Source organism: Pontiella sulfatireligans (genome assembly GCF_900890705.1).
GTDB classification, from domain to species: Bacteria; Verrucomicrobiota; Kiritimatiellia; order Kiritimatiellales; family Pontiellaceae; genus Pontiella; species Pontiella sulfatireligans.
The window spans coordinates 239,747-255,967 of record NZ_CAAHFH010000002.1 but is presented as its reverse complement, the minus strand read 5'-3'; the positions used below and the strand labels follow the sequence as shown (position 1 = coordinate 255,967).

7 protein-coding genes are annotated in these 16,221 nt (G+C 54.6%); all 7 read left to right on the top strand.

Going from position 1 to position 16,221, the window contains the following annotated elements; translation table 11 throughout:
* Positions 1-15 precede the first annotated feature (15 nt).
* The 7 genes from SCARR_RS28620 to SCARR_RS14100 all read left to right on the top strand — a co-directional run bounded on the left by SCARR_RS28620 (position 16) and on the right by SCARR_RS14100 (position 16,217).
* Positions 16-3,492, top strand: coding sequence for a sulfatase-like hydrolase/transferase (locus SCARR_RS28620; RefSeq protein WP_222846324.1), 3,477 nt, complete (start codon positions 16-18; stop codon positions 3,490-3,492).
* Between the two features lie 283 nt (positions 3,493-3,775).
* Positions 3,776-4,210: a metallophosphoesterase family protein gene (locus SCARR_RS14125; RefSeq protein ID WP_168433312.1), complete on the top strand. Its 435-nt coding sequence runs from the start codon at positions 3,776-3,778 to the stop codon at positions 4,208-4,210.
* On the top strand, positions 4,207-4,386 hold the full coding sequence (locus tag SCARR_RS14120) for a DUF3089 domain-containing protein (RefSeq protein ID WP_168433311.1): 180 nt from the start codon (positions 4,207-4,209) through the stop codon (positions 4,384-4,386). The genes SCARR_RS14125 and SCARR_RS14120 overlap by 4 nt, the downstream gene beginning before the upstream one ends.
* Positions 4,383-4,697, top strand: coding sequence for a hypothetical protein (locus SCARR_RS14115; RefSeq protein WP_136062326.1), 315 nt, complete (start codon positions 4,383-4,385; stop codon positions 4,695-4,697). The genes SCARR_RS14120 and SCARR_RS14115 overlap by 4 nt, the downstream gene beginning before the upstream one ends.
* A gap of 298 nt (positions 4,698-4,995) precedes the next feature.
* Positions 4,996-6,699 carry a hypothetical protein gene (locus SCARR_RS14110; protein ID WP_136062325.1) on the top strand — a complete coding sequence of 568 codons (1,704 nt, stop codon included), beginning with the start codon at positions 4,996-4,998 and terminating at the stop codon, positions 6,697-6,699.
* 60 nt (positions 6,700-6,759) lie between these two features.
* Positions 6,760-7,863, top strand: coding sequence for a hypothetical protein (locus SCARR_RS14105; RefSeq protein ID WP_136062324.1), 1,104 nt, complete (start codon positions 6,760-6,762; stop codon positions 7,861-7,863).
* A 56-nt stretch (positions 7,864-7,919) separates the two neighbouring features.
* Positions 7,920-16,217 (top strand): LamG domain-containing protein, encoded by an 8,298-nt coding sequence (locus tag SCARR_RS14100; protein ID WP_136062323.1) that lies wholly within the window; start codon positions 7,920-7,922, stop codon positions 16,215-16,217.
* Positions 16,218-16,221: the final 4 nt, after the last annotated feature.

Sequence of the window (16,221 nt, the reverse complement as noted above, 5' to 3'; positions counted from 1 at the left end):
AACAAGGCAGATAAGATGAAGAGATTGATTGTGATGATGTTGGGGTTGGGAATTGCGGTTGGACTGCAGGCGGTTCCGAAGAAGAATGAAAAACGGGCGGTGGAACTCGATGTTCCGCGCGATCAGGTGATTGCCGCGGCCCTTTACACGGTGCATAACAACACGCTGAAGCTCAATGCGCAGCTCTTTCCGCTGAAGTCTGGCGAGGATCGCGACGTTCGTCTTGAAATAAAAGGTTCCAAAGGGTGGAAGGAAATCGCACGCGTAAAGATTTGCGAAAATGAATACGGCAACAAGAGTGGTGACCAAAGCTGGACGGCACTATTCCGCGTTGAAAACTGGGACGACACCAAGAATGTGCCGTACCGCGTTGCCCATGGTGAAAACGCTTTCTTCGAAGGCACGGTCCGCAAAAACCCGGTCGACAAGGAAGAGATTGTCGTGGCGGGTTTTACCGGCAATTCGGTCATGGCCGGCCACGGCGGCGACATTTCGCGGCAGGATCTCGTCGATAACGTGAAGCGGGTCGATGCCGACCTGCTGTTCTTTTCTGGGGACCAGGTTTATAACCACACCAAGCACTATGAATACTGGCTCAAATTCTGTCTCGATTTTGCGGACATCATGAAAGACCGCCCGACGGTCTCGATTCCCGACGACCACGATGTAGGCCAGCCCAACCTGTGGGGGCAGAGCGGAAAGAAATCAACCAAGGGCGGTGCGACCGATGGCGGCTATGCCATGCCGGCGCAATATGTGATTGAAGTCGAGCGTGCGCAAACCGCCAATTTGCCGGATCCTTATGATCCCGCGCCGATCGGGCAAGGCATCGGCGTTTACTACACCGACCTGAACTGGGGGCGCATCAGCTTCGGCATCCTGGAAGACCGCAAGTTCAAGACGGGGCCGCGCGCCGTCCGCGATCCCCAAAAAGGCCGTGCCGACCATGTGCCCAGCGCCGACTTCGACCTGGCTTTGCTTGAGCGGGAGGATCTTAAAATGCTTGGCGACCGCCAGCTGGAATTCCTCGATGCGTGGGGGCAGGATTGGGAAGGTGCTGACTTCAAGGTGGCACTGTCGCAAACCATCTTCTGCGGCGGGGCGCACATCCACGGCAAGGTGGGTGGGCGCGTCTTCGGCGACCTTGACTCGAACGGGTGGCCACGCGCCGCACGCGACAAGGCGGTCAAGGCGCTGCGCAAAGCCTATGCCTTCCACTATGCCGGCGACCAGCATCTCGCCACCGTCTTCCACCACGGCGTCGAAGAGCATGGCGACTCGATCTATTCCTTCTGCGTGCCCTCCATTGCCAACCTCTACATGCGCTGGTGGAAGCCGGAAAAAGCCGGTGCGAACCGTCTGCCCGGACAGAATCCTATGTTCGGAGACCACTTTGACACCTTTGGCAACAAAGTTACCATGCTCGCCGTCGCAAACCCCGCAGAACACCCCAATGGCGGCGACAAGCTGACTACCCGCGCCGCCGGATTCGGTATCGTTCGTTTCAACAAGAAGACGCGAAAGATTACCATGGAATGTTGGCCGCGCAATGTGGACGTCACCAAGGACAAGCCCTATCCCGGTTGGCCCATCACCATCGACCAAACCGACAACTATGGCCGCAAGGCCGTTGCCCACTTGCCGACAATCAAGGTCAAGGGCTCGAAGAATCCCGTCGTCAAGGTCATCGATGAAGCGACCGGTGAGTGGATCTATGCTCTGCGCATTAACGGCGACAGCTTCCAGCCCAAGGTTTTTAAAAAGGGAACCTACACGGTCGAGGTCGATGGCAAACCCTTTCAGGGATTGGAAGCCAAGATGCTGAACGATCCGGCGGTGCTCGAAGTCGAGCTGGAAGGCTTGTCGCTTAAGACCGCATCTAAACCGGCATCCAAGCCTGCCCCCGATAAAAAGGTCGAGTCTGAAACCCGAAAAGTCAAACTGGTGCGGGCGGTCTCTGAAAACGTCCAGCCTTTGCGCGAGCGGCTGCCGTCGCGCCCGAACATTATCACGGTCATGGTGGACGATCTCGGTTGGAACCAGATCAGCGTTCCACAATCGACGATGGGCACCCAGCGTGCCGAATATTCCACGCCCACCCTGGAGATGCTGGCGAACAAGGGCCTCAGCTTTACGCATGCCTATGCCCAGCCCAACTGCGCGCCGACGCGCGCAGCGATGCTCTCCGGCCAATATCCCGCCCGCATCCATAACGATGTCTATGTTGTTGGCAACCTCAACCGTTTCGGCAAGGGCGGCGCATCGGGGATCTCCAAATCCCAGGCAAGGTTCCTTGGGCCGGCGCAAACCGAGGATGTCGCGGAAGAAGCAATCACGGTGGCCGAAGCCCTCAAGAAGAATGGATATTCGACCGCGCACATCGGCAAATACCACGTCGGCGGCCACGAAGGCGATGCGACGCTGCCCCATAACGCCGGGTTCGACATCAACGTGGGTGGATGCTCCCAAGGTCACCAGACCGTCTGCTTCTCGTCGAAAGACAAGAATACCGGTGGATGGGTGTTCAAGAAGCTGGGTCTCGGCCATTTCGATAAATACGCCGCGCCCTACACCAAGAAATACGTCGTGCGCCACAACTTCCCCGCCTCGCTCGTCGGCACGCCGAAGCATGTGAGCGATGCCGTGGGCGACGCGATGGAGGAAACCATTTCAGTTTTCACGTCCATCGGGAAACCATTCTATCTTCAGCTTCACCCCTACGCCGTGCATGGCCCCGTCAAAGCGCGCCCCGACCTGAAAGCCGCCGCGGGCGGCGACAATTTCGCTGGATTCATTGCCAGCGTCGATCTGATTGTCGAGCGGTTGCTCAAGGCCGTCCAGGATCCAAACGGAGACGGGAGCACCAGCGACAGTATTGCGGCGAACACCCTGATCCTGTTCACCTCCGACAACGGCGGCACGCACGATGGCGGCGACAACCTGCCGCTGCGCGGCAAAAAAGGCATGCTCAACGAGGGCGGTGTCCGTGTCCCGCTGATCGCCTACTGGCCGGGCGTCGTTCCGGCCAACACGATAACGGATCGCATGGTGCATTCGGTGGACTACTATCCGACCTATCTAGAATTGGCCGGCAATCAATGGACGCCGCCGCAGAGCGAACATCCGCTCGACGGCGAATCCTTCGCCGGCTTCCTGCTGAAGCCCGACACCGACCGCAAGCGCGAGCCCATCTTTTATCTCTTCCCCGGCTACATGGATTCCCGCGCGCAGCCCAGCGCTGCGGTCATCGACGAGTTTGGCGGCGAGCGTTTCAAGCTGATCTATTACTACGAATCGGATTCGTGGGAACTCTACAACTTGACCGAGGACATTGGCGAAACAACCAACGAGTTCGCAAGCCGCCCCGAACTTGCATCGACGCTCTCGAAGAAAATCAACACGTGGCTCAGACAGGATCATCCCACGTGGAAGCCCAAGTTTCCGCTCGAAAAAGCATCAGGAAGCCCCGCCGCCCCGCCGCCCGTTTTATGATCAGGGAAACACGGTCTCCGCTTCGTGGCGAGGGTTTTTGCTTAACGCCAAGATCGCGAAGTCCGCAAAGGCCTCAAGGAAGCAAAGGAGAACAAAAAGGGAATCTACATCGTCGAGATTGATGGCAAACCCTTCCAAGGGTTGGAAACCAAGATGCTGAACGATCCGGCGGTGCTCGAAGTCGAGCTATAGAAGTACGGGATGATGCTTTAAGCGCGTTATAAGGTGCTGGCCTCTGGCCTGGTTCCGGTTCTGCTTTGGTCGACCATCGCTACGGCCGGACTTGAGGCATTGGCTCTATCTTCGGGGCAGCCACGAAATCCGCGGCGCTTATTCCCGGCAATGGCCGAGTCTGGTGGACAACCTTGGCGGGAAGCAATATTTTGCCCTGAGCGGTGGCCCGGTGCGGGTTATCTTTTTCGATTGTGGCGAAGACAAAGCCGATAGCGACAAGGCCTGTTCCGGGCCGAACGACTTTGCAGGCTTCCATCGTGAACAGGCGGAATGGCTGGAGCAAGAGATTGTAAAGCCGGAGTTCACTCAGGCGAAGTACCGTGTGTTGGTCCGCCACATCCCGATTTATGGTCTCGATCCCGAGTGGTTTAATCCGTGGGCAACCTTATGGTGCCCCATTCTCAACCGTGCCGGGTTCGATCTATCGATCCATGGCCACAAAACCATGAGGCCGACATTGAACGCGCCTTTGAATATTATTTGAATCATCTCAATCCCGATCGACCGTTCCTGATTGCCGGGCACAGCCAGGGATCCATGGCGCAGATCCATCTGATGCGCAAACGCTTTAACGATCCGGATCTTCAGAAACGGCTGGTGGCGACTTATCTGATCGGCTATTCCGTCCCCCCTTTCTCTTTCTCGGGCAGGTCGTATTGATCAACCCGCTGAACTGGAAGACCGATGCAGCATCGGCGGGGCCGGATGCCAATCTCGGAGCGCGGTTTTATAATGACGCCGCCGGTGAGGTAATCGAAGAGATTCCTCATTTTACGGGAGCCTGCATTTATCCGGATAAAAGCGTTCTGGTTGTAATCGACATGAAAACTCCGCTGTTGGATCGAATCGACCTTGTAAATATGGGCCGCTGGTCGAAGGGAGTTTGCCATCGCTGCGACTATGTTTTCTTTTTCAATAATCTCTCCGAAAATGTGCGAAAGCGCATCGATGCTTATACGGATGCAATGTGATCTTGCATATGCGATTACGCGGATTCGGATATTTTTTTTAATCTGAAATCCACCGGAGTGGTCCGTTCACTGCCAACCGCAACGGCCCCCTTGACCACCGAGAGGGAGCGCGAATCGTTACCCTATCGTGAGGATTGATTTGTTTTTTTTTATTGCAACTCATTGGTAATAATAGTAAACAAATAAAAGGTAATTAAAGGTAATTAAATGATATTTAGGAATTACTTGTTCAACTGGTGTGAGTGTCTGCTTTCTGTCGGACAGTATCCATCATCGCGTGTACGGAGATATTTTATATATGAGCAGAAACTTAGGCTGGATTGGCGGTGTATTTCTTCTTTTTTGTGTTTCTGTTCCGGCACAATTGGTGACTCAGGATATCACGTTGGATAAAGGTTGGAATGCGGTTTATCTGTATGTTCAGCCGACGAATTCCAGTTGCGATGCTGTTTGTACGGGGTGGCCTGTCGATTTTGTCAGCCTATACAATCAGGAACGCGCTGCCGTCCAGTATGTTTCTGATCCGGATGAAACCGTGGATACGGCCGAGGATTTTTTTACATGGCGGCCCGGCCACCCCTCTGGAGGAAATTCGCTGAGCAGTTTGATTGGCGGTCATTCCTATCTGATCTATGCCACAACTTCATTTTCGACCAGTCTATCCGGAAATGCGGTTGTTCCCCGGATACAGTGGCTGCCGAAAGGCGAGTCCGAGCGTGTTAATCTGGTCGGATTCTGTGTCCAACCGGCCGATGCTTTTTTCGGCGACTACCTGTCCGGTGCCGGGTTTGAAAATCTTTCGATTTACACGGTCGGCGGAACAAACAGTTCGGCCACATTGACACAACTGGGCGGTTTCACGGGGAGCACAAGCTCCGAAGAGATCACCCGGGGGCAGGCCTATTTTATTTCGTGCGACAAGGTATCCTCCTATTGTGGTCCATTGCGCGTTTCCCCGGCCGGCAGCGGCGGCCTTTTTTTTGCTTCAACTGACTCCTATGCTACGGCGAGTCTGAAGAATGAGAGCGGCGATGAGCTGGATGTGACGGTTGAAATTATGGATACCACCGCGCAGTCCGTCGTAGACCTGCTTAAGGTCTACGATGTGTCCGACGGTTGGGTCAGTTATGCCGGCGCGATGGATCGGACGTTGGCGGCGGATGAGAGCTGGAACCTGCGGCTGGCGATCGACCGAACCCAAATGAGTAGTAACAGCACCTATGGGGCGGTGGTGCGGTGCTCCGATTCGTGCGGCGGGGAGGTGTCCCTTTCGCTGCAAGCCGACTACGGAGAGCCGAGCACGACCAATGCGCTTTGGCCCAGTGGGCTGTGGGTGGGCACGGCTCTTTTCAACAAAGTTTCTCAGATTACGACGAATAACGTCATCGTCGACGGTCTGGCGGCGGCGGGGGTTATGGAATACCGCTTGATCGTTCATGTCGATGCCAACAATGAAAGCCGTCTTCTTCAGCGCGCTATTATTGCAACCGTCACCAATACCAACGGCACAGACGTTACTCGGATTTATACCGATGAAGACGACCTTCCTTCCGATGCCCAAATCATCACCCGCATCAGTTCGGTTGCCTTCGGCATTGAAAACGATATTGCCCGCGACGATTCCGTTTCGGGCGAGTTCGGGCAGTTGGAAGGCTTCAGCTATGTGGTGGCGCACGACGACCGATCCAATCCGTTTTATCATTCTCGTCATCCGCGGCATGACGGATTGAAGAACGATTTTAAAACGCCGCTTCGATCGGGAGACGATCTGGACAACTATAATTCTTCAATCAAGCCCGAAACCTTTTCCATCTCCAACCGGGTGACCCTCGTGTTCGCTCAAAGTGCCGATACGGAGGGGTCCGCGTTGTGGGCTCCCGAAGAAACCGTCAGCGGCGCCATCGTTCATGAAATCGACAATCTGCGGAAAGAGGGGACGCTCAAGGCGGAAGGAGCCTTTGCGATCCGCCGCGTTTGTAAAGTCAGTGAGCTGGAAGAGTAAACAAAAATCAGAAGCGTAGGAATACTAATAAATTTTTCAAACCATCTGGAGACCTCAATTATGAAAAAAGTAAAATCATGGATAATCGGAATCATGTTCGCAACCGTACTTATTGGTAATGCCCAGACGGTGGTACCGTCTGCGTTTAACTATCAGGGGGTTCTGCGAGCCGGCGATGGAACCGCGATCGGCGTGGGCAATCAACAAGTCGAGTTCAAACTTTATAACGAAGCAACCGGCGGAAGCGCCCAGTGGGGGCGCATGTATACCGTCGTGCTTGATGCTAACGGGCTTTTCAATGTAGAACTGGAAGACGACAGTGGAAGCAAATTGAGCGATGTTTCCGTGAGCAATCCCACCTTGTGCGATGGCTCCTTGCTCTCCGTCGTGAGCACCGCCGAAGGACAGCTCTTTATTGGAATTACCGTTGTCGGTGACGACGAAATTGCCCCGCGCCAGCAGCTACTCTCCGTCCCGTATGCGTTCATGGCCGGAGACGTCCACGAAGCGCGCACAAAATTCGATGTGCATGGGCCATTAAGTGTCGACGACGGGGCCAAAGTGGCTGGCACCATGCAGGCCAACTCGATGATCATTACAACCAATGGCTGGCAAACCACCCTTGGTGTCAATAACAGCGGCAACCTCACCACCGAAGCAGGTCTGCTTGTAAACGGGAACGCGGCAATTACAGGAAATGACCTCTATTTAAATAATGTAACCATTGCTGCCGACGGAGCACTTGATCTTGTACATGTTTACGGCACCCTTAAAACAGAAGGGCTGATCGCGGAAGGCACCACCGAGATGTTATCTCAGGATGCCCCGGCAACAACCGGTGGTGCAACTATTGGTGGCGATGGCAGCTGGGAGGGGGTTGCTAATGACTCGTGGACATCCATTATAGAAGCTCAGGAAACAGATGGAATGGTCGTCATTGAACTGGAGTTTCAAAGCAACAACGGGAAATCAGGAGAGGCTCATCTTACACTCACTCAAAACGGGGTTGAAACCACATTTAACATCAACGTCTACGCTCCTGACAAAATCCAGCATTTAGAAACACTCCCTCTTCCCAAAGGGGCCTACATCACTGCAAAAAATATGGACCCACATAATACGGGCGTACGGTTCCGCGCCCGTTTCTTCCCCTTTGGTCTCTAACCTCTTCTGAATAGAAGAGCCGCATTAGAAGCAAAAATTTGAGATCAGGTGGAAATATGAAACAGAACATTATCCTGTTAAGCATTGGGCTAAGTTGCGGCGCGTCAACCCTGTTGGCCGCCTCCCATGGCGGGTACAGCATGACGGCGCCCGCCGCATTCCCCATCTACAACAGCTCCACCTCATCCACTTGGTCCGCTACCAACAACCGCTCCGCCGAGTTGATGGGCAGCGGGTCGGCAACTTGCACCAATGGTGCACTCCCTCAAACCGCTAAATACAAATTATATGAATCGCAGATCGGCTGCCCGATTGAACACCTGAAACCTGAATATTACCTCGCCGATGCCGTTGAACCGCCCCAAGGTACCGTGGATTGGAAAGCAACCCAGGCCGCACTTAAAAATCTGGTCAGTTATAATTCCAATGCCACCTTTATTGCCGAGTCTGACGGAGAGCAGAAACTCTACTTTTCCGAAGGCGGAGCCATCGTTATTCCTTGGATTTTTACTGATGGAACCGCCGACACACACACCTATCAAGTAGCCGACACCAGCCACAGCAAACCGTACCGTATTTTCTGGACCGATGCCCCCTATAATTCGCCGGCCATTAACCTGAACGGAAAATTTTTCCAGTTGTTTGGTTCTTCGAGCGTTCTCGAACCAGTGGTGTCAACCACCACCAATTATCCTGGTGGGGCAGAAACGGTTACTGAGACCATTTCGAGGGGACTCTATTTCGACCAGTCCACCCAGTTGCTCAATGCCGTCGGTGGCGTGGAGGGGCGCGTTGTGCTGGCGTATTACTCGACGGGCGCTTATTCCGATTGTCTGGGGACCATTGTACTGGAAGTCAGCGAACCGGATATTGAAACCGTCACCGGCGAAATTGGAAAACAGCTTCTGCCGACCGGCGACGGCTATAACACCAATGATCTGGTGGCCAATGTGACCGCTGGGCTCGAGGGGCTGGATGACATCGGGGCCTATGCCTATCAGCACAGCGGGGATCACAGCTACAGCCCGAAAAATAATTTTGTGTATGCCATCCGCCGTTCGACCGGTGAGGGGTGGAAGATTGAAGTTTACTGGGAAATGACGGATTTTATGGGCAGCGACTGGCCCTTTGAAGTGCTCCATTACGACTGCGACTGGCCCGAAGACGCCCAACGCTTTGTCCGCGGCAACGTGGAGGGCAACTATGGAATGGAAGTCACGATCCCGGATGATTATGTGGTGGAGCTGCAGGAATATCAAGAACCTTCAGGCTGTGCAACGGTCAGCGACAATACGTTTTATACGGATAATGAAGGATACGCGTTGCTTAAACTGACCGGAACCGATTGCAACGACGACGACAACGTCTGGTTTATTCCCGTGAATTCTGTTTGGCGTGATCTGCCGGAATTCGATCTCACACCCAATGTTTGGCCGGTCGGTACCGAGGTAACGCCTCTTACCACCTCTGTTGCGCTGGAGTTTGAGGGCGATGCCTATGTGGATACGGGAATCTCCAACTTCTACGGATCCTTTACTGTGGAGGGGTGGGTCAATGTGAGCGGCAAAGGTTCCCAGCGGTTGGCCGGTTCCGAATGTGTCGACGACGAGCTGCTCGATTTCGCCATCGAATACAGCAACCATCAAATTATCGGAAGTATGGGAATCGGAAGTGCGGAAGACGACTGTGTGACGGTGGAATCTGATCGGGTTGAATTGGACGAATGGAACCATATTGCCCTTGTTTATGATGAAGCTACGCAAGCTTTCGGAATTTATTTGAACGGCGAATGCTGCGAGTGCATCACGAATACCAGTCCGCGCCGGCACGATGCCTCGCTTCACACCGTCGTCATCGGTGCGGATGACACCGGCAGCGCCTATAATGGATTCTGGGATGATATTCGTATTTGGAATACGGCCCGTGCCGCAGATCAGATTTCCGACAACATGGGCGGATTCCTTCATGAAGCAACCGATTGTTCGGGATTGGTTGCTTATTATCCCGTGGAAAACAGTCTGGGCCGTCTTTTGCAGGATCACAGTGGCAACGAACATCACGCTGCGATGGTGAATGCCGTGCGTGCCGAGCCGGGGGCTGTCGGCCTGTGCGACATGGACGGTTTCAGTGCCTATTATCCATATCTTTATTCGCCGGTTTCCGGCGATAACTATGCGCAGGATCTTTATACTGCACCCGGCGATCTGGTCGAAAGCAACAGTGTCGAGTCCATCGATTTGGAAGATGGATCCACGGGGAGCGGTGCGGAATCCTATATTTTCGGGATCAACGACACCAAAGACGCCGACGATTCGCTTGAAATCTGGTGGGCGCACGCGGTTGAGCAGGACGACATGCCCGAGCCCGTCTGGTTCCCCGCATGGGTGCAGAAATATGCGTTTGCGTGGCCGACTGCTGAGAGTCATAGCACTCCGGAAATCGCGCTCTGCAGCCAGCTCGGTTCCGAAGGGTTTTCCGCCTATAAAACCGGTGTCGCTCTCGACTTTTCCGATTCGGTTGATTCCTATATGTCCGTTCCGGGCGGCGCATGGTTTGCCGGCGGCGAATATACGGTTGAGTTCTGGATCAAACCTCACAGCGCCGAAGACAATTGGGGGCGGATTTTTTCTTTCTTCGATTCGGAAAGCGAAAAGACTGCGGGTATCCAGGGCATTTACCGAGGCGATTCAAACAGCAGTTCCCGCCACTTTAAATTTGAAATCTACACCGGAGATGGCGTTCAGTACCAATTGACGACAAGTCGTTCCATAGAACTTTCGAACTGGAATCATGTGGCGTTGACCTACGACGAGGGGAAGGTCCGCGTTTACATCAACGGAGAGTCGGACAATACGCTTTCCAATGTGCCGCTGCTATCGAACACGCTGGGCGACTGTTTCTTCGGAAAATACAACAACGATGCCAGTTCGGGATCGTTTGACGGACAACTCGACGAATTCCGTATCTGGAGTTCCGCACGTACGCAGGACGAGGTCCGCGACACCAGGTTTAAAGCCCTTTCGGGCAGCGAGTCCGGGTTGCGCCTTTGCTATAATTTTGATGACGATATCGCCGGCAGCTCGGTTGCTTCTTTAGCGTACGATCAGGTTGGCGGGTTGCAGGGAATCATTCACGAGGCCAACTGGATTCTGCCCGGCGCCCCCTGTATCGACGACGGCATTCTTTACACCGAAAACGACGAAGAGCCGGAGATCTATTTCCAGAACGATCCGGATGAGCCCGGCTACAACCCCAACGAAGAACATGCCTTCTTGTTGCAGGATTCATACGGGGGCTATGTGGTCCACGCGTTGCGCAACGATCTGAATACCGACGACTCTTCCGAGCCATACGTGATTGTTCAATACAGTGATCCGGACGACGGGCACCCCTCCATGCAGCTTTATTCCGTGGTTCGCACCAATTGCTTCTATTCCGATTTTTCCGACACCATGACCTTCGGAACCGTCGTTCCCGGTCCGCATCCGCTCGACTATCTTGAGAATCCCTGGGTGCTTGAAACCTATTGGGAAACATCCGGTTATGAGGATGCGTCCTATTGTCCGGGCTATAAGGACCGCAGCGGACGTGTGTGGGCTAAAAACGCCGGTTTGCTGACGATGCATAACTATTATCCCATGCAGGAAAGTTTTTACTTTCCCAAGATGGACCCCCAGCCTGGGCTGGGCGAAGCCGTGGCTTGGCTGGGAGGAGGCGAGAACGATGCCGATCCCGTGGCCTGGGACTGGACGATTGATTGGCTGGAAACATCCGCCAAGCTGGACATCGGCCAGACCCTTACTGCAGCGGTCGATGACCTGCCGGATGTGTGGGATGCTAAAAGCCTGACCATTGTCTATCAGTCCGATATTACCAACGCTCCCGTTGTTCTTTTTGATCCGACACAGACGCGCGGCGTCAAGCTGGAGGTCGAGGGCACGTTCATGGATGAATACGGTTTTGAAAACGGAAAAACCGCCTACACCAAAAACGGATACTCCTATTTTTACGGCATGCCGCCGACCGTCGGCGACCGTTTTTACTACGATCCCTACGCTTCGGACGGTAAGTCGCTTAAGCTGAAGGGGGAACGCGTCGAACACAGCGGAGGCCTCACCTATCTCCAGCTTAACCTGCTCAACGCAGAAGAGAAAGAGACGATCAAAGGGCTCTCAACCAATGAGCTCTGGATAGAGGCCGTGGAAAACCTTCCGTTCGGCTATCTCTCGACGGCGGTTGTTACGGACTATTCATCCGTGGCGGATGCGTATCCCGATTCGCCCTACGACAGTTCTTCCACCGGTAGCGATGAAGTTACAGTGATGGATTCCATCGCGGCCGATCATTATGCGCTCGTGAACCTCGGGACGGCAACCGGCCGGGTGGTTCTCGTTGAAAACGATAGCCGGAACGAAAATTCCGGCGTCAATGCCGGCGATATCGTTACCTTCCACATGATTGAACTCACGACGAATCTCTATACCGGCTCGATCCTGACGGTTGAGGATTCCAACAATCTGCTCAGTGATCAGCTGGATGTGGTCTACACCGAGGCGTTTGCCGGAACCGCTAATGATTTCGAGTTCGAATGGCGGTGGCACGAACCCGAGTTGGATGGAACAACCTCGACCAACTATGCCGCCTACACGCTGCATAAGAAAGAAGAGGGGTTGACCCGTTTCACGGTCGGCGGCGAGGACGACACCCTCAGCGACATGATCAATAAATTCTTTGTCGCCCGCTATCGTGCCACCACCAACTCGCCCGTATATGGCGTCGCGGGGGATCAGTGGTCGGACTGGATCGGCCCCACGCTGGCTGAGGGCTGGGTGGAGCGAACCCTCAACAACATTACGCCCTTCACCCAGCGCATGCAGGATCTGTACAACAATGCCGCCGAATCATATGTTTCCATGATTCAGCAGGCGGGAGGCCCGTACACTATTCCGGTGACGCTCTCGCAGGACAATCTGGACGAGATCGGTTTGATAGAGCTCTACGAAACCATTCTCGACGAAGCCGAATCCAAAAGCCTTCGCCTGAGCACCAACAATATCGCCGCCAACCAGCAGCTTATGCTCGCCGCAACCCGGCTTAACGACCTCTATGTGTTGTTGGGCAACGAAGCGTATGCCGACGCGATGGATCCCACCATCGGGTTCGGCTCCGATTTTGTAAATTCCGATGGACTGGCGTTTGGTTCGGTCGATTACGGCGCAATCTACTCCTCGCTTTTCTGTTTCGACAATCTTGTTTCGAATTTGCGCGACGAAGAGCTCGCCCTGTTGCGCGGGCGGGCCGATAGTCTGGCGCCGAACGTTCAGCTCTCGCCCACCTATAATCGACTATACTGGAACTTCACCAAAGGCGAAACGGCCGGTGAAGTGGCCTATGCGGTGAATTACCAGATCGTGGGAACGGATAGCGCCGTCATCGATGCCGAGCAGGCCGCCGGGTTTTATCCGCAGGGGCACGGCGATGCTTGGGGACATTATCTTTCCGCGCTCTACAATTATTACCGCCTCATGCGCAATCCCTATTTCAGCTGGGGCACACCTTCCATTTCCTCTCTGACGGTCGGTGATGCCACCGTGGATGTGGACTATTACGACGAAGAAAAATTCGCCGAAACCGCCGCGGCGCTCGTGCGCACCGGTATCGACATTGTCAAACGCACCACCGAAAAAACATTCGTTGAAAACGACGGGGAAGCGCTTTACGGCTACATGGATGAAGACGCTACCCGCGCCTTCGGTTACGGGGAGTGGGGCTCACGCGCCGGGCAGATGGCGCTTTACAACTGGGTCGCCGCCAACTCCCTGCTGCCCGAAGATCCGGCCGTCAGCACCAACTATGTGGACGACGGTATCCTGCGGATTGACCGCTCCACCGCCGCCGGACTCGAAGAGATTGCTTCCGCCATGAAGAGCCTCCAGCGGGCCGTTGACGAAGCGGATGCCGGCATGACGCCGCTCGGTCTCTCCAGCGGGGCCATCCCGTTCGATATCGACCCCGCCGAACTCGCCGATGGCAAAAGCCATTTTGAACAGATTTACGAGCGGGCCGAAACGGCGCTTGATAATGCGGAAGTGCTTCTGGACCGGGCGCAGGGAATCACCCGTCTCCTGCGTCAGCAAAACCAGAGTTCCTATAACCTGACGCAGGATCTCGCAAATGAAGAGGCGGCGTTTAACCAGCAGCTGATCGCCATCTATGGATATCCCTTCGATGACGACATTGGCGCTGGCGGAACCTATGACGAAGACTACAGCGGGCCCGACCTCTACCACTACATGTGGATGGATCTTGAGCAATACGGACTCGAAGAATTCGAAGACGATGAGCTCGAAGTTGTTTCGTACGAGGTGGACGGGCTTTCTGCCGATGAAGAGCACACCTATACCTTTGAACTCGCCTTTAATCCGAACGGCATAGTTCAAAAACCAGCCGACATCACCGGCACCCGTCGCGCCCAGGGCAGCCTGCAGGCCGCTTACGGCAGTTTCATCGAGGCTGTTATTTCCCTCGAACATGCCGAAGACGAATATGAAGCAGAAGTGGAGATTCTGGAGCTGAAAGCGAATATCGCTTCCACCAAGATCACCACCGAAATCATTAGCGCTCTCTTAGAGTTGGGTACTTCCACCCTTGAGCTGGGAGGGAGCGGGTCGGAAGTCGATATTTCCACGCTTCGTAGTCTTTTCAGCGATGCAGACACGGCATCTATTTCTATGAAAGAAATTGTCGCTCTAGGTGGGAGTTTGAGTTTTTCGACTGGCGAGCTTCTGGCCACTAGTACAGAAGCCCAGCGCTTGAGGGATCAGGCGACTGCCAAAGCGGTAATGGAAGGATTTCGCCAACTGGCGGAATTTGAATACTCTACAGCCCGAAAGATTGATGCAGAGATTGCCAACACCGCCAAAGTGAAAACAGCTCGGAAAGAGACTCACGAGAAAATTGTTAAGATATTGGAGTACGTTACAAAACTTTTCAAATCAGTCGTGGAGGTTGCTGTTGAGTATAAGGAAGAACATTTGGAAGTGGTCGAGCAGTGCACGAAGGTTGAGGAGCACCTTGCAACGGTCGAGTCCGCCTACGCAAAATTTGTCAATGCGCAGGAAGCTTTCCTGACCATTCAGGCCAGCGGAGAGGCGCTGCAGTCGAAACGCGAGCGGCTGCGCAAGCAGGCCGTCAACCGCATTGCCGCCGGGCGCTATCAGGATATGGCCTTCCGCACGTTCCGCAACGAGGCGCTGGCCAAATATTCCAATGCGTTTGATCTGGCGAAAAAATATACCTATCTCGCCGCCAAGGCCTATGACTATGAAACCGCGCTCAACCTCGACGATGTCTACGAACCCGATTCCATTTTCCGCGAAATTGTCGGAACCCGCTCCCTCGGGCATATCGGCGAAGACGGCATCCCGCAGCTCGGCGGCCTTTACGGCGACGGCGGATTGGCCGATATCCTCGCCCAGCTCCAGCAAAACTGGCTGGTGCTGGAGCCGCGCCTAGGCATCAATAACGCGCAGATCGAATCCAAATGGACTTCATTGCGGCAGGGTTGCTTCCGCATTCCGAGCGGGTCCGATGGGAAGGCGGCATGGGCAGATACGCTGGACAGCTATGTGGTCGACGATCTGCTGGAATACGACGCGTTCCGCAGTTTTTGCCTGCCGTTCAACAGCACGAGCGGCCTTGAGGCGCAGGAGCCGGGGCTGGTGATTCCGTTCCGCACGGCCATCAACTTTGCCGAAAACGTCTTCGGGCGCCCGCTGGCTTCGCAGGATCAGGCCTTCAACTCCTCCTATTACGCCACCCGCATCTACAAAGTCGGCGTCAAGATTACTGGCTACAACATGACGGTGGATGGTTCGGACGGTGTCCTGAGCAGTGAACCGCAGGCCTACCTCATTCCGGTCGGCCTCGATATGATGCGCTCGCCTTCCTCGGACGGCGGAAACACGTTCGGCTACAGCGTGGTGGATCAGGTGATTCCCGCTCCATTCTCGTTTAGCGGAGAAAATCTCGACGAGCAGGACTGGACCTCGCTTTACGACAACTGCTTGGGCAATGATGAGCCCATGGCCACGATTCGGCGCTATCCGTCGATGCGTGTCTATACCGATCAGGATTCTGCGGATCTTGACATGATTTCCAATACGCGCCTCGTTGGTCGGTCGGTTTGGAACACGAGGTGGCTTCTCATTATTCCCGCCGGCTCCCTGCACGCCGACCGCGAATACGCGCTCGACGCGCTGATCCACGGAACGAAGAAATCCGGCAGCACATCCCAGATTCCCATTACGGACATTAAAATCGGATTCGAAACCTACTCCACTTCAGGAAACTGACAGG

Excerpts from the sequence above, each read along its gene's own strand:
- SCARR_RS28620 (WP_222846324.1), top strand. The coding sequence starts at position 16 with ATGAAGAGATTGATTGTGATGATGTTGGGGTTGGGAATTGCGGTTGGA.
- SCARR_RS14110 (WP_136062325.1), top strand. The coding sequence starts at position 4,996 with ATGAGCAGAAACTTAGGCTGGATTGGCGGTGTATTTCTTCTTTTTTGT.
- SCARR_RS14105 (WP_136062324.1), top strand. The coding sequence starts at position 6,760 with ATGAAAAAAGTAAAATCATGGATAATCGGAATCATGTTCGCAACCGTA.
- SCARR_RS14100 (WP_136062323.1), top strand. The coding sequence starts at position 7,920 with ATGAAACAGAACATTATCCTGTTAAGCATTGGGCTAAGTTGCGGCGCG.